The 24,285-nt window shown below is 48.6% G+C and carries 22 protein-coding genes; 11 read left to right on the top strand and 11 right to left on the bottom strand.

What is annotated here, in order from left to right:
* The 9 genes from Q397_RS24605 to Q397_RS0102290 form a co-directional block, all read left to right on the top strand.
* Positions 1 to 238: integrase core domain-containing protein (locus Q397_RS24605; protein WP_156950615.1), on the top strand; the 238-nt coding region annotated here is incomplete at its 5' end.
* 304 nt (positions 239 to 542) lie between these two features.
* Entirely contained in the window at positions 543 to 866 is a 324-nt protein-coding gene (locus Q397_RS20705) for a NifB/NifX family molybdenum-iron cluster-binding protein (protein ID WP_038012663.1), read from the top strand.
* Positions 867 to 881: 15 nt separating this feature from the next.
* Positions 882 to 1,295, top strand: a complete 414-nt coding sequence (locus Q397_RS0102320) for a hypothetical protein (RefSeq protein WP_028878039.1) — start codon at positions 882 to 884, stop codon at positions 1,293 to 1,295.
* Positions 1,296 to 1,343: 48 nt separating this feature from the next.
* Positions 1,344 to 2,909: a cytochrome ubiquinol oxidase subunit I gene (locus Q397_RS20700; RefSeq protein ID WP_038012660.1), complete on the top strand. Its 1,566-nt coding sequence runs from the start codon at positions 1,344 to 1,346 to the stop codon at positions 2,907 to 2,909.
* A gap of 14 nt (positions 2,910 to 2,923) precedes the next feature.
* Positions 2,924 to 4,078 (top strand): cytochrome d ubiquinol oxidase subunit II, encoded by a 1,155-nt coding sequence (gene cydB, locus Q397_RS0102310; RefSeq protein ID WP_028878038.1) that lies wholly within the window; start codon positions 2,924 to 2,926, stop codon positions 4,076 to 4,078.
* Positions 4,079 to 4,095: 17 nt separating this feature from the next.
* Positions 4,096 to 4,206 carry a cytochrome bd-I oxidase subunit CydX gene (gene cydX / locus Q397_RS24600; protein ID WP_084148895.1) on the top strand — a complete coding sequence of 37 codons (111 nt, stop codon included), beginning with the start codon at positions 4,096 to 4,098 and terminating at the stop codon, positions 4,204 to 4,206.
* A gap of 80 nt (positions 4,207 to 4,286) precedes the next feature.
* Positions 4,287 to 5,960 (top strand): thiol reductant ABC exporter subunit CydD, encoded by a 1,674-nt coding sequence (cydD, locus tag Q397_RS20695; protein WP_051609627.1) that lies wholly within the window; start codon positions 4,287 to 4,289, stop codon positions 5,958 to 5,960.
* On the top strand, positions 5,957 to 7,588 hold the full coding sequence (gene cydC / locus Q397_RS0102295; protein WP_028878037.1) for a thiol reductant ABC exporter subunit CydC: 1,632 nt from the start codon (positions 5,957 to 5,959) through the stop codon (positions 7,586 to 7,588). Before cydD ends, cydC begins: the two co-directional genes overlap by 4 nt.
* A 14-nt stretch (positions 7,589 to 7,602) precedes the next feature.
* The gene (locus tag Q397_RS0102290) at positions 7,603 to 8,229 is read left to right on the top strand and encodes a class I SAM-dependent DNA methyltransferase (protein ID WP_028878036.1); all 627 of its coding nucleotides are present in this window, start codon (positions 7,603 to 7,605) and stop codon (positions 8,227 to 8,229) included.
* 75 nt (positions 8,230 to 8,304) lie between these two features.
* Here the strand turns inward: Q397_RS0102290 and Q397_RS0102285 are convergent, their stop codons facing one another.
* The 4 genes from Q397_RS0102285 to Q397_RS0102270 form a co-directional block, all read right to left on the bottom strand.
* A complete protein-coding gene (locus tag Q397_RS0102285) occupies positions 8,305 to 8,943 on the bottom strand; it encodes a cytochrome b/b6 domain-containing protein (protein ID WP_028878035.1) in 639 nt (212 codons plus the stop codon).
* A gap of 3 nt (positions 8,944 to 8,946) precedes the next feature.
* A complete protein-coding gene (locus Q397_RS0102280) occupies positions 8,947 to 10,542 on the bottom strand; it encodes a tetrathionate reductase family octaheme c-type cytochrome (protein WP_028878034.1) in 1,596 nt (531 codons plus the stop codon).
* A 187-nt stretch (positions 10,543 to 10,729) separates the two neighbouring features.
* Positions 10,730 to 14,056, bottom strand: a complete 3,327-nt coding sequence (locus Q397_RS23770) for an AMP-binding protein (protein ID WP_051609626.1) — start codon at positions 14,054 to 14,056, stop codon at positions 10,730 to 10,732.
* A 221-nt stretch (positions 14,057 to 14,277) separates the two neighbouring features.
* Entirely contained in the window at positions 14,278 to 14,556 is a 279-nt protein-coding gene (locus Q397_RS0102270) for a Nif11-like leader peptide family RiPP precursor (protein ID WP_028878033.1), read from the bottom strand.
* Positions 14,557 to 15,087: 531 nt separating this feature from the next.
* Between Q397_RS0102270 and Q397_RS0102265 the strand changes: the two genes are divergently transcribed.
* A complete protein-coding gene (locus Q397_RS0102265) occupies positions 15,088 to 16,974 on the top strand; it encodes an autotransporter outer membrane beta-barrel domain-containing protein (RefSeq protein WP_169737956.1) in 1,887 nt (628 codons plus the stop codon).
* A gap of 112 nt (positions 16,975 to 17,086) precedes the next feature.
* On the opposite strand, the gene Q397_RS0102260 is transcribed toward Q397_RS0102265, so the two are convergent.
* From Q397_RS0102260 to Q397_RS0102230, 7 genes are all read right to left on the bottom strand, one after another.
* Entirely contained in the window at positions 17,087 to 17,371 is a 285-nt protein-coding gene (locus Q397_RS0102260) for a hypothetical protein (RefSeq protein WP_028878031.1), read from the bottom strand.
* 120 nt (positions 17,372 to 17,491) lie between these two features.
* Entirely contained in the window at positions 17,492 to 18,220 is a 729-nt protein-coding gene (locus Q397_RS0102255; RefSeq protein ID WP_028878030.1) for a helix-turn-helix domain-containing protein, read from the bottom strand.
* Entirely contained in the window at positions 18,184 to 18,558 is a 375-nt protein-coding gene (locus tag Q397_RS0102250) for a hypothetical protein (protein WP_156950614.1), read from the bottom strand. The genes Q397_RS0102255 and Q397_RS0102250 overlap by 37 nt, the downstream gene beginning before the upstream one ends.
* Before the next feature lie 126 nt (positions 18,559 to 18,684).
* Positions 18,685 to 18,984, bottom strand: coding sequence for an AtuA-related protein (locus Q397_RS0102245; RefSeq protein WP_028878028.1), 300 nt, complete (start codon positions 18,982 to 18,984; stop codon positions 18,685 to 18,687).
* Positions 18,985 to 18,986: 2 nt separating this feature from the next.
* The gene (locus Q397_RS0102240) at positions 18,987 to 20,324 is read right to left on the bottom strand and encodes an acyclic terpene utilization AtuA family protein (protein WP_028878027.1); all 1,338 of its coding nucleotides are present in this window, start codon (positions 20,322 to 20,324) and stop codon (positions 18,987 to 18,989) included.
* Positions 20,321 to 22,198 carry a TRAP transporter permease gene (locus Q397_RS20685; protein WP_038012658.1) on the bottom strand — a complete coding sequence of 626 codons (1,878 nt, stop codon included), beginning with the start codon at positions 22,196 to 22,198 and terminating at the stop codon, positions 20,321 to 20,323. The genes Q397_RS0102240 and Q397_RS20685 overlap by 4 nt, the downstream gene beginning before the upstream one ends.
* A 2-nt stretch (positions 22,199 to 22,200) precedes the next feature.
* Complete coding sequence (locus Q397_RS0102230; protein WP_028878026.1) at positions 22,201 to 23,154, bottom strand: TAXI family TRAP transporter solute-binding subunit; 954 nt, start codon at positions 23,152 to 23,154, stop codon at positions 22,201 to 22,203.
* Positions 23,155 to 23,271: 117 nt separating this feature from the next.
* On the opposite strand from Q397_RS0102230, the gene Q397_RS0102225 reads away from it, so the two are divergent.
* Positions 23,272 to 24,201 carry a LysR family transcriptional regulator gene (locus Q397_RS0102225; protein WP_028878025.1) on the top strand — a complete coding sequence of 310 codons (930 nt, stop codon included), beginning with the start codon at positions 23,272 to 23,274 and terminating at the stop codon, positions 24,199 to 24,201.
* The last annotated feature ends 84 nt before the right edge of the window (positions 24,202 to 24,285 follow it).

Below are 24,285 nucleotides of genomic sequence, written 5' to 3'. Positions count from 1 at the left end.
TGTCACGCTTGACTTTAGTCGCCCTGGAAAGCCAACAGATAATGCTTTTATTGAATCTTTCAATGGCAGCTTCCGGATGGAATGTTTAAATGCCTCTTGGTTTTTAAGCTTGAATGAGGCACGATCTAAATGTGAGAAGTGGCATCAGGAATATAATGAAGTCCGTCCACATAGCTCAATCGGCAATAAAGCCCCGATTGAGCTGGTAAATGCCTCAAGGGAGGCATGCCTCCCTTGAGGCAAAACAACGGAATTTTCTTACACCCGATGGTCCAAAGATTGGGGCAAGTTCAAAAAGCGGCTATCCCACCTTAACACCCTGTCCAGTTTTTGGGGAGCATCTCTGGAGAAGGTGTTCTCCACTTTTAGGGAACGGGTCCACTTCCCCGCACAACACTATTTAAATTGATAAGGCTTCGGTAGGCAGGGGCTTGTTTGAAGAGTTAACTCTAATATTTAACTTTTTCGATTGCGTATTATCAATGTGATGAAATTTCATATATTTTACTTTATGCATATAACAATGACATATGGGTTTTAAAATGCTTATCGCAATCACAAGCCAAAACCATAAAACAGTGACAAAACATGCGTCTAAGACCAGACGGTTTCTGGTGTTTAAGGTTGGGGAGAACCAGTCTCTACACTCCTTGGACCCGATTGACCTACCCAAAGAACAGTCCCTTCATGAGATTGACAGAAAAGCGCCACACCCAATTTATTTAATGGATGCTTTGATTACGGGTAGCTGCGGCGATAATTTTCGAGTACGCTTAGCCGCCCATGACGTCGATGTCTATCAGACGGAGACTGAGGACCCACTGGAAGCCATTCACGAATATCTGACCCACCGGCGTATTTCTTAAAGGCAGATAGAAGAAATGTTCAGCGTCAATCGACATAAAATCAAGTTAGCGACCATCAAGCCTGATGTGTGCGCGGTGGTTTTGATTGCGCTGTTCTTTCAAATTGTCTTTCCGGCCTTTGCCTTATCTGACCCTTCCATTCAGAAAACAACCTTTGCAGATGACTTAAGACAAAGTATCTGCTTTGGCGTCCAGCAAGACAGTTCCCTGTCGGATGACCATTCATCTAATTTTGTCTGTCCCAACTGCCTGCCATCCCCCTTTGGATTGGCGATGCCCTTTATCACACAAGATGAAATTATTCATTTTGTGTCGTTTTATCCACGGAACCTGACAAGCTCCTATCAAAATAAACGTGTCACGGAAAAGCAGTTTACCTGTACACAGCAGGTTCCCCGGGCACCGCCCGGCGGGCAACCATCTGCCTAACATTTATTCAGAATACTTTTATTAAGTTTAGAAAAACGGAGCCCGAAAATGCTCGATCAAACGTTTGTCGAACTGTCACGATGGCAGTTCGCCGCGACAGCTATGTATCACTTTCTTTTTGTCCCTCTCACCCTTGGTTTATCCTGGATTCTTTTTATAATGGAATCCTGTTATGTGATGACCAAAAACGAAGTTTACCGCGACATGACCAAATTCTGGGGTAAGCTTTTTGGTATTAACTTTGCCCTAGGCGTCACCACCGGCCTGACCATGGAATTCGAATTCGGAACCAACTGGTCCTATTATTCCCATTATGTCGGAGATGTGTTTGGTGCCCCGCTCGCCATTGAAGGCCTGATGGCTTTCTTCCTGGAATCTACCTTTATCGGCTTATTCTTCCTCGGTTGGGACAAGCTGACCAAACGTCAGCACCTCATGGTCACTTTCTTCACGGCCTTAGGTTCGAACCTGTCCGCCTTATGGATTTTAGTGGCGAACGGCTGGATGCAAAACCCGGTCGGATCTGAATTTTCCCCCGAAACGATGCGTATGGAAATGACCAACTTCTTTGACGTGGTGCTTAATCCGGTTGCACAGGTCAAATTCGTCCATACCGTCGCTGCTGGATATGTGACAGCGGCCATGTTTGTCATGGGCATCAGCGCCTTTTATCTCCTCAAAGGGCGGGATGTAGGCTTTGCCAAACGCTCAATCGCCATCGCCTGTGGCTTTGGTCTGGCTGCTTCTCTCTCCGTCATCGTTCTTGGGGATGAAAGTGGGTATGAATTAGGCGATGTCCAAAAAGTCAAACTGGCAGCCATTGAAGCAGAATATGAAACAGAACCCGCGCCGGCGGCCTTCACTGCCTTTGGTTTTCCAAATGATGAAACCATGGAAACTGATTATGCCATTAAAATTCCCTACGCCCTCGGTCTCATTGCAACACGCTCAATAGATAAAGAGGTGACAGGCATTAAGGATTTGATGAAACAGCATGAAACCCGAATTCGATCTGGGATGATTGCTTACGGTGAATTGCAAAAAATCCGAAGCGGGGACAAGTCTGCCGACGTCATGGCCAAGTTTGAAAAGCACAAAGTCGATCTCGGCTATGGCCTGTTGCTCAAGCTCTATACCCCAAACGTGACAGACGCGACAGAGGAACAAATTGCGCTGGCCGTCAAGGATACAATCCCCGCGGTTGCGCCCTTGTTTTGGTCCTTCCGCGTGATGGTCGCCTTGGGTTTTGCCATGCTGTTTTTGTTTGCCGCAACCTTCTATTTCACCGCCAAACGCAACATTGAACAGCAACGCTGGCTCTTGAAAGCTTTGTTGTGGTCCATCCCCATGCCATGGATCGCCTGTGAAATGGGATGGTTCGTCGCAGAGTATGGCCGCCAACCCTGGGCGATTGGTGAAATCCTTCCCACCTCTTTGGCCACGTCTACCCTAACCACCGGTGATCTCATTTTCTCGCTGGTTGGCTTTATCACTTTCTATACCTTTTTACTGTGTGTGGAAATGTACCTGATGTTTAAATTCGCGCGAAAAGGCCCGGCTTCCTTACACACCGGCAAATATTTCGGCGAAACAACAGCACCTGCTGCTGAGTAGAGGGAGATCAGATTATGATATTTGATTATGAAGTTTTAAAACTGATCTGGTGGATCCTTGTTGGCGCATTGCTTATTGGATTTGCCGTCACTGATGGGATGGACATGGGCGTTGGGAATCTGTTGCCCTTTATTGGCAAAACGGATGAAGAACGCCGCGTGATGATTAACACAGTCGGCCCACACTGGGACGGCAACCAAGTGTGGTTTATTACCGCAGGGGGCGCAATTTTTGCGGCTTGGCCATCGGTTTATGCAGCGGCCTTTTCGGGTTTCTACATGGCGATGATGCTGGTTTTATTTGCTCTGTTCTTCCGTCCCGTCGGCTTTGACTATAGATCAAAACTGGGCGACTCCCGGTGGCGCAAAGCGTGGGATTGGGGCCTTTTCGCCGGTGGTGCCATACCATCGCTGATCTTTGGTGTTGCGTTCGGCAACCTTTTACAAGGCGTTCCCTTTCACTTGGATGAGTTGTTGCGCGCCCATTACGAAGGGGCATTGCTGAGCGCTTTACTCCCCTTGCTCAATCCTTTTGCATTACTCGCCGGTGTCATCAGCTTTTCCATGTTGACCATGCATGGTGGCATTTGGCTGCAAATGAGAACAGAGGATCCGATTGCCTCTCGCGCGGCCAAGGCGGTCACGATTATGGGATCGATTGCCGCCGTTGCCTTTGCCTTAGGTGGCGTTTGGGTCGCCTATGGGATTGATGGCTATGTCATCGTTCAACAACCCCCTATCAATGCCCTTCCAAACCCGTTGGCGAAGGAAGTCGTGCGTGAGGCGGGAGCCTGGCTAAACATATACGACAGCCAGCCGATCGCCATGCTTGCGCCCGTCGTCGGTTTTGTCGGGATTGGACTAACGATCCTGTTTTCCAAACTGAAACGCCCCGGATTTGGTTTTGTCACCAGTGGTCTGGGCATGACAGGCATCATCGGGACCGCCGGTTTATCCATGTTCCCCTTTATCATGCCTTCCAGCACGCAACCGAGTTCCAGCTTAACCATATGGGATGCGGCCTCAAGCCATCTGACCCTGACGGTCATGTTCTGGGCGACCGCGATCTTTCTGCCCCTCGTTTTGTCATATACCGTGTGGTGTTATTACCGCATGTGGGGAAAGGTCACCGTCGAGGAAATTCAAGCCCGCAGTCATTCTGCCTATTAATCTGAAAGGAACTTACAATGTGGTACTTCGCCTGGATACTGGGGCTGACAGCGGCCTTATCAATCGGGATTATTAATGCCCTTTGGTATGAAGCCGAACACGCCTTCGATAAAGACAGTCGTAAATAGTAAAAAGACGAGGGTGCCTACCCTTAGATCTAAGAATAGGCACCCTTTTCTCCATCTGCACAGCAGCGAGGGGGGACATCATGCAGACCAAAGATTATATCCAACAACAGAAACAGCCTATTAAGGCCCTGTTACGGCGCATAACACTCACCAGCGGCCTGAATGCCATGCTGCTTGTCCTTCAAATGTGGCTGATCGCAAAAGTCATGAACGCCATCGCCTTTGAAGGCCAGTCTGTGTCCCTTTTTACACAAGATATATATATAATCGTTTTTCTTGTTTTTTGCCGTTTTATCCTAAATACCTTTGCGGGGCGCGACGCCATCAAACTTGGGCAATCGGTCACCACTGGCGTCCAAAAAGAACTCTTATTAAAAATTGAACGCCTCGGTCCCTGTGCTGGCGCGCCCATAAAACGCGGACAATTGAGCACCCTGATGGTAGAAGGCGTTGAAAAATTCTCGACCTTTTTTTCAGCCTTCCTGCCCGCCTTGTCACAGGTCGCACTTATCCCCATTTGCGTGCTCGTTCTTGTCCTGCCCCTTGATTTAATCTCCGCTCTTGTCTTTATGCTGACAGCCCCTCTGATCCCCCTGTTTATGATCTTAATTGGCAAAGGTGCAGAGCAGGTCAACCAAAACCATTGGCGTGCCCTAAGCCGATTGGCCTCGCGCCTGCAAGAAAGCTTGCGCGGGTTACAAACACTTAAATTTTTCGGTGCGACAAACCGCGAAACCCAAAATATCCGCGAGATTTCAGAGACCTATAAATCCAAGGTCATGCAGGTGTTGCGTATTGCGTTCCTCTCCTCTGTTACCCTTGAGTTTTTTTCAACTCTTTCAATTGCCCTGATTGCGGTCTTTATCGGCTTTCGGCTCTTGGCGGGTGAAATGGCGTTTCAGGATGGTTTCCTTATTCTTCTGCTGGCGCCGGAATTTTATCAACCGTTACGCAACCTCGGGGCCAACTACCATGTGAAGATGGAGGCAATGGCCGCAGCCGATGAAATTGTCAAAATTCTCAACATGAAAGAGCCTCAACTGTCGCAAGAGATCAGAACTCTCTCGACCCCCGCCAAAATCGTTTTTGAAAATGTCTCCTTCGCCTATGAAAAAAGTGCGCCCGTTCTATCTGATGTCAATTTCGAAATTGCGCCGGGGGAATGCGTTGTGCTGACCGGCCCCAGCGGGACGGGCAAAAGCACCTTGCTCAATTTACTTTTAGGGTTCCTGACACCTGATACGGGAAACATATACCTGAACGGACAAACCTTAACGCCCGCGACACAGCATCAATGGCAACGCGAAATTGCCTGGTTATCCCAACACCCCCACCTGTTTGACACCACAGTTGCGCGCAACGTCGCCCTGGACCCTGACCTTCAAAACGAAAGCGCCGTTAAAGATATTTTACGAAAAGTGGACCTGGACAAAACCATCGAGGGCTTTCCAGATCATTTATTGCAAAAAGCCGGCGAACAGGGCCGCTTGATGTCCGGCGGGGAGGGACGCAGACTTGCCTTAGCACGGGTTCTGATGAAAGGGGCGCCCGTCCTTGTCATGGACGAACCTTCTGCAAACCTTGACCCCAAGACAGAAGACCTCATCCTTGAAAGCCTGAAAGAACTCAAGAAAAACAAGACGACGCTTTTGATCGTTGCCCATCGTGCGCAAACCATCGGGATCGCGGATCGTATCCTTCATCTTGATGGCGCGCGACTTTCAACGCCTTATAAACACGCAGGTGTCGCATGAAACAGATTTTTCATCTCTTACGTTTGTTTCGTCCCTTTTGGGGCTGGGCCCTCTTGGGCATCTTCCTCAGTCTGGTGACAACGCTTGCAAACATCGCCTTGTTGACAACATCGGCCTGGTTTATCACCGCAATGGGCGTGGCCGGTCTGGCCGGTGTCAGTATGAACTATTTCACCCCCGCCGCGATTATCCGGGGTGCCGCCATCATTCGAACCGCCGGGCGCTACATTGAACGCCTTGTCACCCATGAAGCGACTTTCCGGTTTTTAACAGAATTGCGCGTCGGTGTTTTTGCCAACTATACCCAAGCTCCCCTTGAACAGATTGAACGTATTCATAGTACGGATTTAACAAGCCGCGTTCAATATGACCTGGAAGCTTTGCAAGGCTTTTATGTCCGCGTCCTTGTCCCCTTAACGGCCAGCGTGTTGAGTGCCCTCGTCTGCATCTTTTTTCTATTTAGTTTTGAAAACCATCTCGCGCTAACGATTACCGCAGGGATCGTGATCGCAGGCCTGTTTCTCCCCGGCCTTGCCTATCTCGGCGTCAACAAAAATGCCGCCGGTATTTTCACCACTGCGCAATGCCTGAAGCAAAAAACAGTCGATCTGCGGGATGGATTGGGTGAACTGTCATTCTTCAATGGATTGAAAGTGGCCCAATCTGATTTTATGGATCGTGCAGAAAAACGCCTTCACATCCTTGAGCACGACGAAACGATTGCCATTGTCACAAAGAATGCCATCTGGCTTGTCTCGCAACTAACCTTCCTTGTCACCTTGGTTCTGGCGGCTGATCTGATGCAAACGCAACAGCTGTCGCAAGCTGATTTTGTTATGATCACCATGTTTTCTCTTGCCTGTTTTGAGAGTGTCGCACAGATGGCACCTGCTTTGATGCAGCTTCCCCAAAACAAAGCGGCTTGTGAACGCGTCTTTGCCATCGGGTCCGACGCGCAGACCCCACCCAACCCTTTGGCAGATAAAACCCACTACTGCGACCTGACTGTCCAGAAGGTTGAGTTTAAATTCCACGACTTTCAAATCAATCCGATCCGATTTGACTTTGACTTACCGCTTGGACAGAAATTACTGATCAAAGGCCCTTCCGGTAGTGGTAAAAGCACGTTGATTGACCTGCTTGTAGCCCAGCGCACACCCAAAAAGGGGGATATTTATCTCAACGGACATTCAATCAAAATGCTGTCTGAGGCCTGTCTCGCTGACACCTTTAGCATTGCAGCTCAACAGACACAGATATTCTCAGGCTCTTTTCTCAGCAACCTGAATATTGGATGCCCAGACTGTAATTTGGACGATATCGAAAAAGTCCTAGATATATGCGAACTTAACAGTGTCGTTAAAAGATTACCCGATGGTGTCAGTACCTATATCGGCGAACAAGGGTATAACCTCTCAGGTGGTCAAATCCGCAGACTGGGTGTTGCACGGGCTTTGCTTAAACCATCTGCCATCCTGATACTGGATGAACCCACAGAAGGTCTGGACACTGAAACTGCCCAACGCATGATGGCTAACATTATGGATCATCTTGAAAGCAGATCCTTGATAGTCATCTCACACCATCCGATAAATGAAGATTATTTTGATCAAACTTTAGAATTCTAAGAGTAGAGAGACAAATGGCCGATCAAGCGAAGATATGGGATAGATTTGCAAAGAAATATGCCGAGCGCAAAATTTCGAACGAAGATGCTTTTCAAAAAAAGGTTACTCAGACGCAAGCCTATTTAACGCCTGAGAGCCAGATTTTTGAGTTTGGCTGTGGGACGGGCACAATTGCCTGTCTGCACAGCCCTTGCGCCAAGCACATTCTGGCCACGGATATTTCTGCAAAGATGCTGGAGATTGCCAAACAGCGCGCAGAGGCAAAAGATCTGACGAACATCACCTTTCAACAAGGCGAGATTCTGGATTTTTCACATCAACTCAATCAATACGACATGGTATTGGCCCATAGCCTTCTCCATCTGCTTGGTGATCGTACATCCGCAATTTCAGCAGCTTTCCAGATGCTAAAGCCCGGCGGGGTGTTCGTCAGCTCAACGATTTGTCTGAACCACATTGCCCTTTGGGTTAAAACTCTTCTCAACCTTGGACGTCTTCTGGGACTGTTGCCTCATATTCACTTTATCTCCCCTGAAGTTATTCTGGAAGAGATCAAACAGGCGGGCTTTGAGATTGATGTTTCCCACCATCCAAGTGCCAGAGCAGGTCTGTTTATCATCGCCCGCAAACCCGCAAACTAATTCTCCTTCAAAAGTGCTTTTTATCTAACCCAGCCCCAAAATAAAGCAGGCTATGGTTCCGTTCCGCTGGTTTCATTATTTTTTTACACCCGTTTCACTGTCATCCGGATAAACCTCCTCATACCCCGTCAACATGGCATGGAGATATTTAGTCACAGGGGTTGCGGTAAAGACCATATAGACGTGGCCGATAAAGAAGAGCAGCATCCCGAAGGCCGCCGCAACATGGACAAAGGCAACAGGCTCTAAAGACCAGTTTTGTAGCCCCAACGCAGGCCAGTCATTATAAAACAGATACAGCAATCCCGACCCCCATATGGCGGGCATAATCACCAGCATAAAGGCCAAATAAGCAAGGCGCTGCAAAGGGTTGTGTTTGAATTTACGGGTTTTTCGATAAGGATGGACCGCCTCGGGGTTAAAGATATCGATACTGTAGTAACGAACAACTTCCCTTAATTTATGAACGGTTGGAATGAATTGTTTCCATTCTCCCGTTGTGAACATCCAGAAAATCGCAAACACCCAAAGCCCCATCAGCGTCCAAGCCGCCATACGATGTAAAAAGGCCGCCTGTTCATAAGCGATCAGGTCATGGGCACCGTTAATGCCGAAACCTGTGAACATCATCCCCACAATCAACAAAGCCTGACACCAATGCCAAAAACGTTCAAAGCGGGTGAACACCAATGTTTTTATTTTTCCATTTGCCATGGTTTAGCGCCCCCCGCGTTTTGTAGAAATAAGACGAATAAGACCGTGTCCGATTGACCCAACAAGAGTCAGCAAAGCCAGTCCCCAACCGATCGAAGACAGCAAGGGAAAATGATCCCTCCCCGGCATATAAACATCCGTAATAGCCGCAAGTCTGCTGTTGGTACGGGTGTGACAGTCCTGACAGGATAAAGCGTCTTCTTTAGGCGCGACCATATGGGTAATGGGCCAATGCATGGTGGTTTCAACAAAGCCGAATTCACCGGAATAGGATTGCCCAGCTTTTTGTGTGGCAAACTTGAGGGCTTTTTCCCAGCTGAAGTTGCTCCAGAAGGATGCATCATCCTTGCCGAAGACATGGTTGATCAGCAGGTGTTTTTCTTTGGTATCATAAGGCTGTTTGCCGCGCATCAGCTTAAAAGGCCAGATCCGACTCTGGGGGTCATTTGCACTCCCACCAAATGTGTTCATCGCCACGACACCCTGATCGTTGATCTCTTCATCGCGCAATGTGTAATTCATCTGACCGTCAAACCAGGCATAGGTTGGCACAACGTTTTCGGCATATTTAAAATCACCTTTTGTCGCCATATAGGTGATATGACCGTGATCATCTTTAATATTTAAGGGGTTGCCATTTTCATCCATTTTGCCGGCTGTTGACCAGTCCCACCACGTTTTGGTCGCCACACCACCGCGCGCGAATTCTGGGATATGACACGTCTGACAAGCGACTTTATCTGTATGGTCATTCAATTTTTCTTTTGTCTTATGGGGCTTGTCCCCATGACAAGAGTCACAAGAGGCGTGATCTTTATAATGGCTGGTCGGAATGTCCACGCCTTCTTTATCAATGACCTTGGTTGCATACCGGCTGCCCGGCACATTGTGCGCATCAGGATTATGACAGGTCGCACACGTCATATTCGCGCCCTCTTTGGACATATGCACATCCAGGGATTTGGGCGGGTTCGTCAGTGAGCTGTCAAGATCACCATGTTTAACGCCATCTCCACCACCGCCATAAAAATGGCAGGCACCACAATTCTCACGACTTGTTTGCCCGACATGTTGCGCGATTTTTGTTAAATCCGGTGGCATTTGCACCTTGCCGTTTACGTTTGTGGGTTCGTAAAGGGGATGGCCTGCCTTGGTTGGAAATTTGGAATAGGTCCCGGTCTTGTCGTGACAGACAAGACAGTCAACCTGCTGTTCGCCTAAGGCCTCGGAACTGGAAACATTCATATCCTGCCAGCCATATCCAATATGGCAGCTGGTACAACGCGGCTCGTTGGAGACAACATTGCCGCAGAATGAATTCAAGACATTTCGCTTGCCCAGTTTTTCACCGGTTTTCGGATGATCAAACTCCCATGTCCAGTGCGTGGTCTGCATCAATTGCTTCGAAGCCTCGGTATGACAAGAGAGACAGGCCTCCGTCACTTCAGGTCCGGTTTTAAAGTCTTGTTGCAGTTCTTTGAATTTTGAATGATCTGCCGTACTGTTCTTCACCTCTGCCTGTGCATTCCCGAAGCAGATCAGCAACAGCGCGACAAAACTTGCAAAAACAGCGGTTCTCCGCCTCCCTATCCCATACATGACACCCTCCAGATCAGACTTTTTAATATTATATAATACTAATACGATAGGATGCAAACACACATTGATAAATCTCAATCACTAGAAATTAGCTGACGAACCAAAAAGTTTAATTAAGCAAGTTGCAGAAATCTATAAATAGAGACTCAAACCTGATTATCTATTTAATCACAGCCTCTCAATGATTTTATTTTGAGGTCAAACCCTTTAGATAAATTATGAGTTTTTCCTTCATTTCATTTAACAAGTCTTCGTCCATTGCGTGAGAGGCGTATTGGAAGGTGAGGTTCAGACGTCCTTTATTTTGTGTGCCTTGAAGTTCCAGATCATAGTGTTCATCGACTTTTTCCAAGGCTTTTAAGTAGCATGTTGTGTCGCCTTCCCGTCCGATATAGGAAAACACGGCGCCTTTGCGAAAACCTGCGTCCACATTGCCGCGATAAGTCACTTTCAGGCGAGGACGGCGTAGTTTTTTCATGGCACTTTGAATAGTATTATCTTGGCAAACATAAGCCAGAAGACCGTATCCCATGCCATGTCGAGGCGTTTTTGCAATGGCCTCTTGCGTTGCCTGCAACCATGCTGAGGGAAGTGCATTTGTTGTTGCGGAAATGCGCACAGGATAGCGATAGACAAACCAACCGACACCGTTCCAAGGTGCTGCGCCACCGTCATCAAAGCCGCGTCGCCCATGATGTTCCAATGCGATCAAGGCATGATCATCTTGCGTGACCTCACACCAGACAGAGGCGAGCGCCGCGACCAAGACATCCTGTCGTTGACCCGCATCTGGATAACGTGTGAAGAAACGCCTTGTTTCTTCAAGCGACAAGCTTTTAGGAAGAGCAATCTTCCATTTTGGCTCCTCGTCGGCAGGTCTCCTTTGATCTGTTGCGCCCTTGCCTGCTGGCGCGCACACTTTTTGCCAATACCCAAGTTCTTGATGGCCCATCTGGTTGGCATATCGCCCCATTTGATTTAACCACGGTCCAAAAACAGGTTTTGAAACAGCTGCAAGATATTTACCAGAGACAGCCTGCTCGTAAAATTCAGCCAGTGTCGTGACGATAATCGATATGGAAATTGCATCGACAACCAGATGGTGGATACTCAACCCAAGAATACCGGTTTCAAAGGGGCCACGATCAAACAAAACGGCTTTGGCGATCGGACCTTTTGCGATATCAATACCCGACTTTAAGAGGTCAACCATGTCTTGCCGTTTTGCGCGCATGTCCTGTGGCGTTAAACCGGATACGTCTAACCGCTCGAAAGAGAAAGCCGTGCCGAGTGCGCCATAAGTTTGCCGCCATCGCCCCTTCTCCAACCCGAAGCGCATCCGTAAACCGTCAAACCGATGATCCAAATCGTCTAAAATATCCTGCAACACCTGCACATCCACGCCACGTGGTGTCCGTAAATAGATGGTTTCCGCAAATTGATCTGCCTCTGTTAGGTTGGCATTGAGAAAACCATGTTGTAAGGGTGTTAAAGGAAAACTCAGGGGAAGGTCCCCGGCCTCTTTCAAAGACAGGGGCGTTACGGGTTTTGCATCACCTTGGCAAGCGCGTAGGCGGGCAACCAATTCATCAAGACGCAATCCGGTGTCAAACAGTTCCGGGTTTAGGGGGCAGTCGAGGAGGCTTTCAAGGGTGAGCGACAACTCGACCCGTTTTAAAGAATCTATCCCCAAGTCACCCAATGTTTGCTGCTCATCAAGTGTATATTCCTCAACGCCTAACAAGCGGGCCAAGCAGGTAAAGACCTGTATGGTGAAAGCATCCCTATCGGCTGAAAACTTTGTCTCCCCCGGCTTGATAACATGCTTCAGGGCGATCCATTTTTGATGAAGATAGTCTTCGCGACATTTGGTGCGGCTGATTTTACCGCTGGTGGTGCGGGGCAAAGCATGTGGTCGCAAGAACACAATGTCATGGGCACTGATATCAAACATCTCAGAAAGTGTTGAGCGAATGGCTTGGGTCACGCGTGCAACGTCCACCGTACGGCGGGCCTCACGGCGCACTTCTGCGGCGAGAATGAAGCGTTCTTCCTCACCGGTATCAACGGCAAAGGCCGCGCATCCATTCAATGCCAAAGCTGGATGGCAAGTGCTGACCACCTCTTCCAAGTCTGGCGGAAAGAAGTTTTTGCCGCGAATAATCAGAAGGTCTTTCTGGCGCCCACTCACAAACAATTCCCCTTTCCATAAAAAACCGAGGTCTCCGGTCCGCAACCATTTTTCCTTTGAACCTTCAAGGGGGATTTGAAAGACGTCCTGACTGGATTTCTCTTGTCCCCAATATCCTTGCGCTACACTGGGGCCTGCCAGCCAGATTTCACCAATCTGTCCTTCTTCGCAGCGCACGTTGCGCTGTGGGTCTATAATGCACAAAGAAGTTCCTTCACCCGCTGCGCCACAACTGGTTAGATCACGGCCAGAAGACGGGTCGCGAGCCGGTACACCATAGCCCTGCTCAAGCAAAGCGGGATCAAAAGAGACAACATGCGTCCCTTGACCTTTGCCGGGGGCGGTTGCCATCAAAGTGATTTCTGCCAAGCCATAAGTGGCAAATAATGCGGTTTTCGAAAAATTGGCGGGCGCGAATGTTGTGGAGAAATCTCGCAGACTGTTGGCCCGCACAGTTTCCGCGCCGCAAAAAGCCAATTTCCAGCTTGATAAGTTTAAAGCCTCAATCTCTTGCGACGTGGTTTTTTCCACACATAGATCATAGGCGAAACTAGGGGCACCGCTGGTGTCTGCCTTATAGCGTTCAATGGCCCACAACCACCTGATCGGTTTTTGTAAGAAGTGCTTTGGCTCCATCATAATCAGGACATATCCGGAATATAACGCCGATAAAATCCCCCCGATCAACCCCATATCATGATAGGGCGGAAGCCAGCTGACCACACGGGACTGTGCTGTCAGGTCAAACGCTTGTTGGATGGAACTCAGATTGGCCATTAAATTCGCATGACTGATCACAACCCCTTTGGGCACCCCTGTTGAGCCAGAAGTATATTGAATGAGAGCCGTCTCAGACGCATCAACAACAGGCCACTGTGATGTTGTTTCTTCGGTTAAAACATTGGTTTCCATCAGGCGAATGGGCGCATTGGTCAAATAAGCCGTCACTTTTGCAGCGTTCGTTGTGTCCATCAGCCCAAGGGAAGCTTGAGCATCCTCAGCCATGCGCAAGAGCCGATCATTTGCCCGAGAGTTCATTTTCAGTGTGGGCGGATAACACGGAACAGCCGCAACCCCCGCATAAAAGCATCCGCATAAAGCGGCAACAAATTCAACACCAGGCGGGTGCATCAGCAAGGCGCGTTTGGCCTCCGGCATTTTTGTCAGGATGGAGGAGGCAATGATTTTGGCACGCTTGTCCAATTCTGCGTAAGTTATCGTGACCGCATCACGTTCCCCGTCACGTAAAAAAATGAACGCGATTTCTTGGGTTTTTTCTTTGGCATGCTGCGCCAAGACGCGCACAAGGGGGGCCGGATTCATTTTTCGCCTTCCCTGACGGGGGAAATCCTTCGCCTGCAACCCACACTTACAGGCCAGCATCTACAAGGGGAATGCGCGAGGGAGAGAACGCACACGCCGCAAACGGAGTATGCGCCCCTATCAGTCGTCTCGCGCAAGCTAGTCGGAAACAGAAGGAGACATTTTGAAAATCACACAAAAGCGTTAGTGTTTTGTGAGGAGTTCGAAACTCAGATCAAGACTTAAACATCATTCTTTATACAGCTGGTGCTGCCCCCGGCAGCCACCATTTCCAACTCAAAATCGGATAATTCATCGTTCTCTTCAAACAGATTGCTTGTAATATCCTCCGCCGTGAAAGACAGGCCATTGGCCTCACCTAATTTAATTAATGCCTCAGGATCCCATTTGCCATTACCGACTGCGTTAGACACTTCGTTTTGAAGGTTTTCATCACTCGCAACAAGTTTACGAAATTCCAACACGTTTGCAGTCGGGGCGCTTATTTTACGGTCACTCATCTCTCATACTCCCAAGATTTCAGGTTAAATCGTCCGTTAAATCCAGTCTGGATTATTTTTAGAAAAATAGCTTTGCCCAGATATCCAAAATCTCGTGCCCAGATGTTTCATAAGGCAGCTATATCGCTAACTGATGCGCAATTTCCATCGCACAATAATAGAAGTCAGCCGTAAGCCGTTTCATCAGGGACAGGGTTAGGAATAGAGAGTCAATAGTTCTTGAATGGTGGGGCAAGGCGTTTCGTCAGGCTTTCTGATATCTTTTTTGCACTTTGAATGAATGAGGTGCTGAACACAGAGATACTGACTTCAGCAAACCGAATGCAACTAAAAATTATAAAATGCGCCGAACAACTTCCAAAAGGTAATTAGACAACCTTAGTTCCCTCTAACCCAAAGGCAATAGATACAGACATGATCAGCGCTCTTCCGCTTTCCCTTTCCACGCATCTTAAGGCCAGTGGAAAAACCCCCACATCTCCCGTACGCATGTACACGTCCCTGCGCGTTAGTACTGCATTGGCCTTCGTCATGTTATCCGCAACAGGGGCGCAGGCTGCCAACTTTACCATCTTAAACGGCACAACCGAGCAAACCACGCAAACCTTGTCGGCGGGAGAAAGCGGGGTGATTAAAAAAGGCGCTACCCTTGATGTCTCAAACCCTCCCAACGCCACCTCTGCGAGAGGTGTTTCATTGGAGGGGGTCGGCGCAAAGGTTGTGAACAATGGCGATATTATTGCGAAATGGGGGGTCGGTTTTTATACAGATGTCTCAGCGACAGATGCAGTACTCATAAATTACGGATCAATCCGCAGTTCAGCTACACTTAACACTCCTGTCCTGCTCAGGGGCCAGAACAACGTTATGACAAATAATGGACTCATAGAATCAGCTGCAGGAGGTATTTATGCCCTAACGGATGCAACGAATTCCACTATAATAAATAATGGAGTAATCCTCGTTAATGGCGAAAAAATTGGGATAGCTTTGTGGGCAGCAAATGCCACGGCAACGAATAACGGATCAATTATCGTTAACGGAGACGACGGAAAAGGCGTAAACATTTCGGCGTCAAACCATTTTCACAATACAGGTCTGATCAGGGTAACAGGTGATAATGCTATTGGTATAAATTTTAGCCACGTAATAGCACAAGACGCATCAGCCACCATTGGCGGTACGGTCATTGCCCTTGGGTCAAACGCTAAGGCGATAGAATTCAAGGCAGGTGACGTTGTCACTATCAAATCCGGCGCGACCATCATCGGGGCTATTGATATGAACGGACGCACCGATAATGTCCTTAATATCGAGGCGGAAAAAGGCGCTCGGTCCATGGCACTTACCGTAATCGACCCTGGGACGATCAACCTGCCTTCAGACAATAAATCAATTGTCCTTAAAGCAGGTAATACCATTTTGACAGTCGATCCCACCGCCCTATCGGCGAAACAAAATTCTTTAGCGACCACGACAAAGGGCATTCATCGCACGGTAACCCAGCAATTGGCGCGTTCCCAAAAAAGCCGCCCGGTCCTTGTCGCTTCTGCGGAGCTGGAACCGGGGATGCTCCCTACGCAAAAAAAGTCTTTCGCTTGGGGGCAATTTTTGGGCGAATATAACAAACGCGGCGATAATGGCGGGCTTTTAGCCTATAGAAGTAAAACAGGGGGTGTCGTTGCCGGCTATGAGCCCCCCCTTGAGGGACATAGTATCGTTTTTTTTGGCGGGGGCGCATTCTCCCAGATGGAAACAGATATAACCTCGGTTGATAGCGAGGTTAAAGGCGCATTTATCGGCGGATACGGCCAATATGTTCTTGGAAAATGGGCATTTGACTCTGCCCTGATCGCGGGCTATCAACGCCACCACGACAAGCGCTTCGTCGTCGATAATCTAGCTGGGGAAGAGACGGCCCTGTCTGACTATAATAGTCTCTATATCAGTCCATCCATTGGCCTGACCCGCACCATTGACATTAGACATGGTGTCCAGCTCCTGCCCTCTGCCTCGCTTAATTACACATACGGATATTACGGTGCTTACGACGAAACAGGTACGACATCCTCAAACCTGTCTGTCAAAGGACATGGTGCAGATGCGATCAATGGGCGGGTTCAGTTGGCGCTAAAACAGCAACTTTCAAACGGGCAGAGCGAGCTGGAAATGCGCACGGGCGCAAAATATAGCTATTTTGGCCGCGAAGGTGTGGTTATCGGACTGGCAAATGAGGCCTCCTCCTACACCCGCTATCAAACTGGCGGTGATCCTTCCACCATCGGCGGCTATATCGGTGGCAACTTCCGCTACGCACTCGACGAAAAAATTACACTGGTCGGTGATATAGAAACCAGCTTTGCGAGAAATGACGAGAAATCAGTGGGTGGCTATATCGGCCTAGAATACAAGTTTTAACCATCAAGCGATGATTTTAAACAGGCGAAAGCCTACTTAGTATCATTTACTAAGCCCGCAATAGGCAGGGCTGTGAAAGACACTTTCCCTAACTGCCTATTTTAATAAATACTTATATCGTTCCCTTGTTATGTGCCTCACCGATAACACAACCCGCTGCAACCATTTCCAGTTCGAAGTCAGACAATTCATCATCTTCTGAAAATAGGTTATTTACAAGATCATCAGATGTGAAAGACAGGTCATTGGCCTCGCCAATTTTAATTAACGCTGCGGGGTCCCATGTACCGTCCCCAACTGCTTTAGACACTTCTTTTTGCAATTTTTCATCACTGGCAACACGTTTACGAAATTCACAAACATTTGCCGCAGGGCTATTTATTTTTCCATCGCTCATATCATTTTCTCCCAAAACTTAAGGCTGAATAGTCCGTTAAAGAAAGTTTGACCTATTTGAAGAAAAATAGCTTTGCCTACTCGTCCAGATTTTTTGGCCTGAATATTCCAGCACAACCGTTTAAGGTTGAATAGAAATGGATGAGTTTTTAGGCAATTCAGAGATCCAAGACGGAAAGAGAGGCCCCCTATCGCACAGGTCCCGCTCCATCACATTTGCATCTTGCTCTGTTAAGCGAACTTCGCTCGGGGAAACCCCAAAACGGGATTTAAAAGTTCGGCTAAAATGAGATTCACTTAAAAAACCACATGCATAACCGACACTGCCAACCGTTATGTGGTTAAAGGCAGATTTTGTCAGCATATACCGACTACGGATCATCCGTCTTTCCCAAATATAGCGCGCAACGCCACCGTACGGCGCAAATATTCTATAGATTTGGGATCGGGAGATACGAAACTGTTTAACCAGTTTTTGTGGTGTCATTGGTTCGGATAAATGGCGTTCAATATGTTGCTTAATTGATTTCCCAAGGGCGACCGAGACATCCGGTGTACTGTCCGCCACCAAACGCCCATCATGCGACAGCCAGCTTTCCATGAGACCGAGGGAACCGTTAAGCATACCCGCGGCTTCACTCGCGCTCATATCCGGTACATTCTGCCATAGAGCTTTTAAATGCTCGCCCATAAATCTAACCATCGGGTTTTGAGCTGACAGCCGTTGACCATGAAGGGAGGAAAGAAGCTCTGATAAATCCGGTATGCTGACTCTGGGTAAAACCAAAGTCAGGTTCTTGAATGCGGTTGTCTTCATGGCGTGGGCTTTATCCAGATCAATGACAAACATATCACCCGCAGAAATCTTTTCATCCCTGTCGGTAATGCCCCCCCCCCTTCAAGGAAAACCTGCACCAATATATGATCCATATGGTCGCGTGCAATCTTTACAGACTGACGTTCAAACAGTTGCGCATCAGAGCGGGTCACACCAAAAACAGCCTCACCCAAATTGCAGGCGGTGATTTTCCCGTTCATATCGACTTTCGGCTTTCCACCATCAAATGCCGCTAAATCAAAAAAAACCGACATATTCTGATGCCACGCGTCAAAACGCTCCTTCGGGGCGAGTGCCGAAGTGTCGAAATGCACAGTAGGAATAGGTAGCGTAGGCGTTTCTTCTGTCATTTATGAACGCGTAACACCACCTTAAATAAAAGAAAAGACTACGTTATAAACTATTAAGTTACACCATTCTTTATATACTATACAAAGAAAAAACACCGCATGAACTCAGCACTGTATCAAGCGACATCATAGTTCCATCGAAAGTAAGACCGAACCAAGGCATTTGCCGTGAGCATCCATAGCAAGGGAACGGGTCACGCCGCCGCGCAATGCATCTTGCATGACAAAGTTCAACGCATGGAGTTGAGGGAGTTCGTATCTCACGATCTCACCTTTCACCAGCCCTTTAAAGTGTTCTTTTACCCGCTCGCAGGTTAGATAGTCTTTCAGCAAAGGCCAATCTTCCTCACGATAGGCGATGATCGAAATATTGGATGTATTGCCTTTATCGCCCGTGCGTGCATGCGCTAGATCAAGTAATTTCATGCTTAAACCTCCAGAAATTCGATCGAGGTTTCAATGGCATCTTCATCTAAATAACAAGATGCGATTGAAACAACCTTGCGAACTTGTTTGGTGACGCCGCCCCCACCTGATGGTCCATTGAGGTAAAGTGCATCCACTTCCTCGCCAATGCGCGCCGCATCCTCTTGGTTTTGGCACCGTGCGGCAAATCTCACTCTAATCTCGTTTGGGATGGCCTGACCATCAAACGATCCTTCACAAATGGAATCTATACCGATCAAATCCGCCCTTTTCTCTTGAACAGGGAGCGCAATCTCAACCAATCTATCCTCTAAAATTTCGAGTGCCAGCTTGGACCGTTCTAAGGCAAGGGGACCGGCATATGAAATCTGCCCTTCACCGATCCAGCAATCAGAATATCCAACAGACACTTTGATTTTTCCGGTCTTGGGTTTGCCACTGCCCCCAGAAACCTGAACCTTATTTTCACCCAGTTCTTGAAAGCCGACATCAGAAAAATCAGCAATCACATCCGGCTGGAAATATTCCTGCGGATCATGGATTTCATAAAGAAGCTGTTCGGTACAGGTCGCTTTAGAAATCAAGCCGCCACTATGGGGGAGTTTCGAGATAACGGCCGTCCCATCTTCACACACATCAATAAAGGGAAAACCGACTTTGCTTAAATTCGGCACGATCTTATGAAGGCCATCGGCAAAATATCCGCCAGAAATCTGCGCGGAACATTCCATCAAATGACCATACAGCGTCCCCTTTCCAAGGGATGACCAATCTTCAAAAGACCAACCCAACTCGTGAACGAGGGGCGCTAAAAACATAGCAGGATCAGCCGCGCGTCCGGTGATGATGACATCAGCGCCCGCAGCCAGTGCTTCAACAATAGGCTTTGCCCCAAGATAGGCGTTCGCAGATATGATCGTTTGCGTTGGAATATCATTTTCCTGACAAGCGAGGATATTTTTGTCGCTCTGTTTAAGGACGAGGTCCAAAACGTCATCCCCAAGAACGGCCGCAATCTTAAGCCCGCTGATCCCAAGAGTGCGCGCAACCTCGCGGACAACACCAGCGGCCGCCGCTGGATTGGCAGCCCCCATATTTGTAATGATCCGTGTGCCGTTTTTCACGCAATCAGGAAGGACGGCCTGCATACGACGCGCGAGCAGATTATCATACCCTTTTGCCGGATCTTTGGCTTTTTCGCCTTGCGCTAAGGCAATGGTTCTTTCCGCCAGACATTCAAAAACCAGATAATCAAGTGCACCATGGCGCGCAAGGTCTGCCGCTGGCTCGATGCGATCACCGGAAAACCCAGCACCAACACCAATTCTTACGTTCTTCATGCGCCCTCCGAAGCAGATTTATTTGCCTGCCTTTTTTGAATATTCCATAGGATTAACAGCAACAGAATGGCACAGACAGGACCTGCAAAATGCGGCCACAAGGCCAATCCCGTTATCACTATGGCAAAGGCTTTATCAGCATGAGGATAGGTAAAAAAGCGCGCCCGAGACAGCAGCCATGGGATCGTGATGATTAAAACACCACCGCTCAGGACTGCATTTAAAATGGACAGCCCACCGCCTTGCATCGTCATACCGGGATAAATGACCAACAAAAACGGGACAAGATATGTGACGGCCCCAAAACGCATGGCTTCAATAGCTGCAGGCAACCAGTTTGTCCCCGCAATCCCCGCCCCGACAAAGACAGCAACACAGACAGGCGGGGTAATGACGGACACGGTCGCATAGTAAAAAACAAAAAGATGGGCAACAAGCGGGTCAACGCCCACAGCCGTCATGGCTGGCGCAAGAACCGCAGCCACCAAGACATAAGCCGCAGTTGTCGGCAATCCCATCCCCATCACAAGACAGACCAGTGCAACAATGATGGACACAATCGCAACCTGATCCCCGGAGATCGCCACAATCATAGAAGAAAGCGTGACACCAACCCCCGTCATATTGATCATAGAAACGAGAATTTGAGCCCCAGCCAACAGGACACCGATAATCACCATGCCACGCCCGGCATCTTCCAGTCCTGCAACGATTTTGGAACACATTTCCTTCAGGCTGATCTGCCCCCAAGAGGTGACAACAAAAATCACGAGCAAGCTGCAAATCCCATAAAAGGCTGATGTTGCAACCGAACGCCCAAGGAAAATGCCGACACCCAAGCCACCAAGCGCACAGACGATCGGCAACAATTTTCGGGGCTGTAAAATCGTAGACCATCGTGGCAGTTCGTCTTCAGGTACGACGGCAAGTTCCCGACGAATGGCAACAAAATGCACCGTCATAAAGACCGAGCCATAAAATAAAATAGCCGGAATAATTGCCGCAAACAAAATGGTGACGTAAGGCACCCCGACAATCTCCGCCATGACAAAAGCGGCGGCCCCCATAATCGGCGGCGCAATTTGCCCACCGGTGGAAGCAACCGCTTCTACCGCCGCAGCAAAAGGCCGTGGATAGCCAAGACGCACCATCATTGGGATGGTAAAGTTACCTGTCGTCGCAACATTTGCCACAGCCGAGCCGGAAATCATCCCGAACATACCACTGGCAATGGTCGCAATTTTTGCAGCCCCACCCGGTTGACGTCCGCCTAGGCGCATGGCGATATCCATAAAGGATTGCCCGCCCCCGGTATGCAGCAAAACCGCACCAAAGAGGACAAAGGCCGCAATAATCGTTGCAGCAACGCCGGTCAACATCCCCCAAATGCCGAGATCACCCAAATAAAGAGTTTCCGTCATAAAAAGGATATCAAATCCCCGATGCCCTAAATCTCCGGGGATATAGTTGCCAAAATAGGCATAGAGTAAGGAGGTGACGACCAGTAAGGGAAAGATCAACCCAACCGTACGCCGACCGAGTTCCAAAATGACGACGACCAATCCAGCATTTAAGGCAAGGTCAAACGTCGTCGCCCACGGCAACTCGGTCATGATACGATCATAATTAACGACAATATAAGCACATGCAGCGACAGCAACCGAGCTTAAGACGGCATCGATCATAAGACCGATGCGATACCACGTTTTTTTGGCCCCCAGTGGATAAAGGGAAAAGCCTAAAAGACAAACAAGCGCCAGAAAAACAGCTCGTTGGATTAAGCCTTCAAAGGGTCCCGTCGCCGCCGTATAAAAGACAAACAGGCCCACAAGGACGGCAAACGCCCTTTGTACATGTGCTAATTTTAAAGTCATTGTTACTTACCGGGTTGCAGGACTGCAGGAATGTCGATCCCTTGTTCTTTAAACCAGCGCGCAGCCCCTTTATGTAAAGGGAAAGTGCCAAACGTCGTTGTGCGCTGTGCAATATTCGCATCTTTCAACGCAGCCATTGCATTTGCCTGAACGGATTTGTCTTCCATGACCGCTTTCACAATCTGGTACGCAACATCTTCAGACATCGCGGATGTCGCCGCAACGCCGACACCAAAGCTCCATGTTTTGTAGGGCTTACCCTCTGTCGGTGTTACATCAATAACGGAGATATCAGGCATTTTATCACGCAATGTCGCAGCCTGCGCGTCATTCAGGCCCAGAACGTCAATCTCTACAGTGGTCGCAATATCCATTGTCGAACTATCAAGGCGGTTGCCCGAACCGGATTTAACATAGCCTGCAACACGGTTGTCCTTGATCGCCCCGACAATATCCGTTGTCGAGCCACGGACATAGTCTGCGCTGAGATCAAGGCTTTTGAACACCGCTTCGGTTGTTGCCTCGGTTGCAGACCCTTTAATGCCCGGATTGAAACGTACCTCTTTCAAGTCTTCCAGCTTTGTAACGCCTGAATCTTTGCGCACGATCACATTTTGAGGGGCGCCCGTATAAACCCACAACAAGGCGAGGTCTTGCGGTTTTCCTTCAAAAGCTTTGGTGCCGGAAACAGCATGTTGTGCCACATTTGTTGTCACAAGGCCAAGGTCAACTTGATTGCGTGACATGCGACGAATGTTGTCCATGGTCGCGCCAGTTTCCACAACAGTGGTCTGAACCCCTGGTACTTTTTCGTTAATCAATTGACCGACAGCAACAAAATAACCGTAGTGGCTAGATGATGCAGACGTGGACCCGATGAGTAATTTTGTGTCAGCTGCCTGCGCGGCAGTTGTGACAAGCAGAGAGCTGAGCAGAACGCCCATAATTTTCTTCATTGAAACCTCCAAGTTTCGAAAATGCCCTGATTTTCAGATGCAATGTTTTTTATAGATGGAAAAATCTAAACAGGAAAATAGATTGCGATAAAGTTATTAATTAGCAATAATTGTTGCATGAAACGCAACAGTATGAGCATCGAGGATTATCAAGCGGTTATCGCCATTGCCGAGGAAAACGGTTTTCGCCCGGCAGCGGAGCGACTGGGCATGTCCGCTTCGCAGCTCTCTCGACAGATTAATAAAATTGAAGTGCGTTTAGGCGTGCGCTTATTCGACCGTGATACGCGCAGCGTGCGCCCGACCCATCAGGGTAAAGTCCTTATTGAATTGGCCCATCGCTTTCTTCAGTCCGTTGAAAAGGCCGAGAGAGATTTTCAAACCTACCTGCAAAAGGGACGGGGACAATTGGCCATTGCCGGCCTGCCCTCCATCACATCCGGCTTGCTTCCCAAATTATTGGAAGCGTTTGCAATAAAATATTCCAATCTGGATATCACAATCCACGATGGCTTGAACCATCAAATCATCTCTCTCCTAGAAAGTGGCGAGGCCGATCTGGCCTTTACCGCAGGGACAGATACGACACGAAAGCAATTATCTTTTCGTAAGCTCGCAAACGACCCTTTTGTCGCCGTCTCCAGCCCCCATCTTTTTCTCGCCGACAAAGAAGCATACAATTGGGAAGATATCTCGCGTCTGCCCATTATCGCCATCAGCAAAGGCTCCACGGTTCGTGAAATCGTCGACTCTGTCTGCACCTTGCGCAATACCCGACTGGCCATCCGCTATGAGGTGTCTCACCTCGCAACGGCGGGCGCCTTGATTGCGCAAGGTCTTGGCATCTCCATCTTACCCAAACTGACGATCCCTTCCCTTGGCACATCACCTTTACAAACAAAGCCGCTGACCGATGTGGTGGTCACGCGTGATATCGGCATTGTCTGGCCATCCGGCGTGACGTTATCACCCGCAGCACAGGCCTTTTTGGAATTTGCCAGCGAACATGCCCCCTCCATCTTTAAAAAGATGGGGATTGAAACATAGCTCCCTCGATCCTTTTAAAAATGTCATGACTGTTGGATACCCCCCCAAAATGAAATATAATTCACTTTCATAAAAAAACAGGGA

The sequence above is a fragment of the Terasakiella pusilla DSM 6293 genome, from assembly GCF_000688235.1.
Taxonomy (GTDB): Bacteria; Pseudomonadota; Alphaproteobacteria; order Rhodospirillales; family Terasakiellaceae; genus Terasakiella; species Terasakiella pusilla.
Note: the sequence above shows the minus strand (reverse complement) of the source record. Positions and strands in the feature narration are given on the sequence as shown.

Excerpts from the sequence above, each read along its gene's own strand:
- cydC (WP_028878037.1), top strand. The coding sequence starts at position 5,957 with ATGAAACAGATTTTTCATCTCTTACGTTTGTTTCGTCCCTTTTGGGGC.
- Q397_RS23770 (WP_051609626.1), bottom strand. The coding sequence starts at position 14,056 with ATGAATCCGGCCCCCCTTGTGCGCGTCTTGGCGCAGCATGCCAAAGAA.
- Q397_RS0102290 (WP_028878036.1), top strand. The coding sequence starts at position 7,603 with ATGGCCGATCAAGCGAAGATATGGGATAGATTTGCAAAGAAATATGCC.
- Q397_RS0102245 (WP_028878028.1), bottom strand. The coding sequence starts at position 18,984 with ATGAAATTACTTGATCTAGCGCATGCACGCACGGGCGATAAAGGCAAT.
- cydD (WP_051609627.1), top strand. The coding sequence starts at position 4,287 with ATGCAGACCAAAGATTATATCCAACAACAGAAACAGCCTATTAAGGCC.
- cydB (WP_028878038.1), top strand. The coding sequence starts at position 2,924 with ATGATATTTGATTATGAAGTTTTAAAACTGATCTGGTGGATCCTTGTT.
- Q397_RS0102230 (WP_028878026.1), bottom strand. The coding sequence starts at position 23,154 with ATGAAGAAAATTATGGGCGTTCTGCTCAGCTCTCTGCTTGTCACAACT.
- Q397_RS0102280 (WP_028878034.1), bottom strand. The coding sequence starts at position 10,542 with ATGTATGGGATAGGGAGGCGGAGAACCGCTGTTTTTGCAAGTTTTGTC.
- Q397_RS0102265 (WP_169737956.1), top strand. The coding sequence starts at position 15,088 with ATGTTATCCGCAACAGGGGCGCAGGCTGCCAACTTTACCATCTTAAAC.
- Q397_RS0102240 (WP_028878027.1), bottom strand. The coding sequence starts at position 20,324 with ATGAAGAACGTAAGAATTGGTGTTGGTGCTGGGTTTTCCGGTGATCGC.
- Q397_RS0102255 (WP_028878030.1), bottom strand. The coding sequence starts at position 18,220 with ATGTTTGTCATTGATCTGGATAAAGCCCACGCCATGAAGACAACCGCA.
- Q397_RS0102285 (WP_028878035.1), bottom strand. The coding sequence starts at position 8,943 with ATGGCAAATGGAAAAATAAAAACATTGGTGTTCACCCGCTTTGAACGT.
- Q397_RS0102270 (WP_028878033.1), bottom strand. The coding sequence starts at position 14,556 with ATGAGTGACCGTAAAATAAGCGCCCCGACTGCAAACGTGTTGGAATTT.
- Q397_RS20705 (WP_038012663.1), top strand. The coding sequence starts at position 543 with ATGCTTATCGCAATCACAAGCCAAAACCATAAAACAGTGACAAAACAT.
- Q397_RS0102250 (WP_156950614.1), bottom strand. The coding sequence starts at position 18,558 with ATGACAGAAGAAACGCCTACGCTACCTATTCCTACTGTGCATTTCGAC.
- Q397_RS0102320 (WP_028878039.1), top strand. The coding sequence starts at position 882 with ATGTTCAGCGTCAATCGACATAAAATCAAGTTAGCGACCATCAAGCCT.
- Q397_RS0102225 (WP_028878025.1), top strand. The coding sequence starts at position 23,272 with ATGAAACGCAACAGTATGAGCATCGAGGATTATCAAGCGGTTATCGCC.
- Q397_RS20685 (WP_038012658.1), bottom strand. The coding sequence starts at position 22,198 with ATGACTTTAAAATTAGCACATGTACAAAGGGCGTTTGCCGTCCTTGTG.
- Q397_RS0102260 (WP_028878031.1), bottom strand. The coding sequence starts at position 17,371 with ATGAGCGATGGAAAAATAAATAGCCCTGCGGCAAATGTTTGTGAATTT.
- cydX (WP_084148895.1), top strand. The coding sequence starts at position 4,096 with ATGTGGTACTTCGCCTGGATACTGGGGCTGACAGCGGCCTTATCAATC.
- Q397_RS20700 (WP_038012660.1), top strand. The coding sequence starts at position 1,344 with ATGCTCGATCAAACGTTTGTCGAACTGTCACGATGGCAGTTCGCCGCG.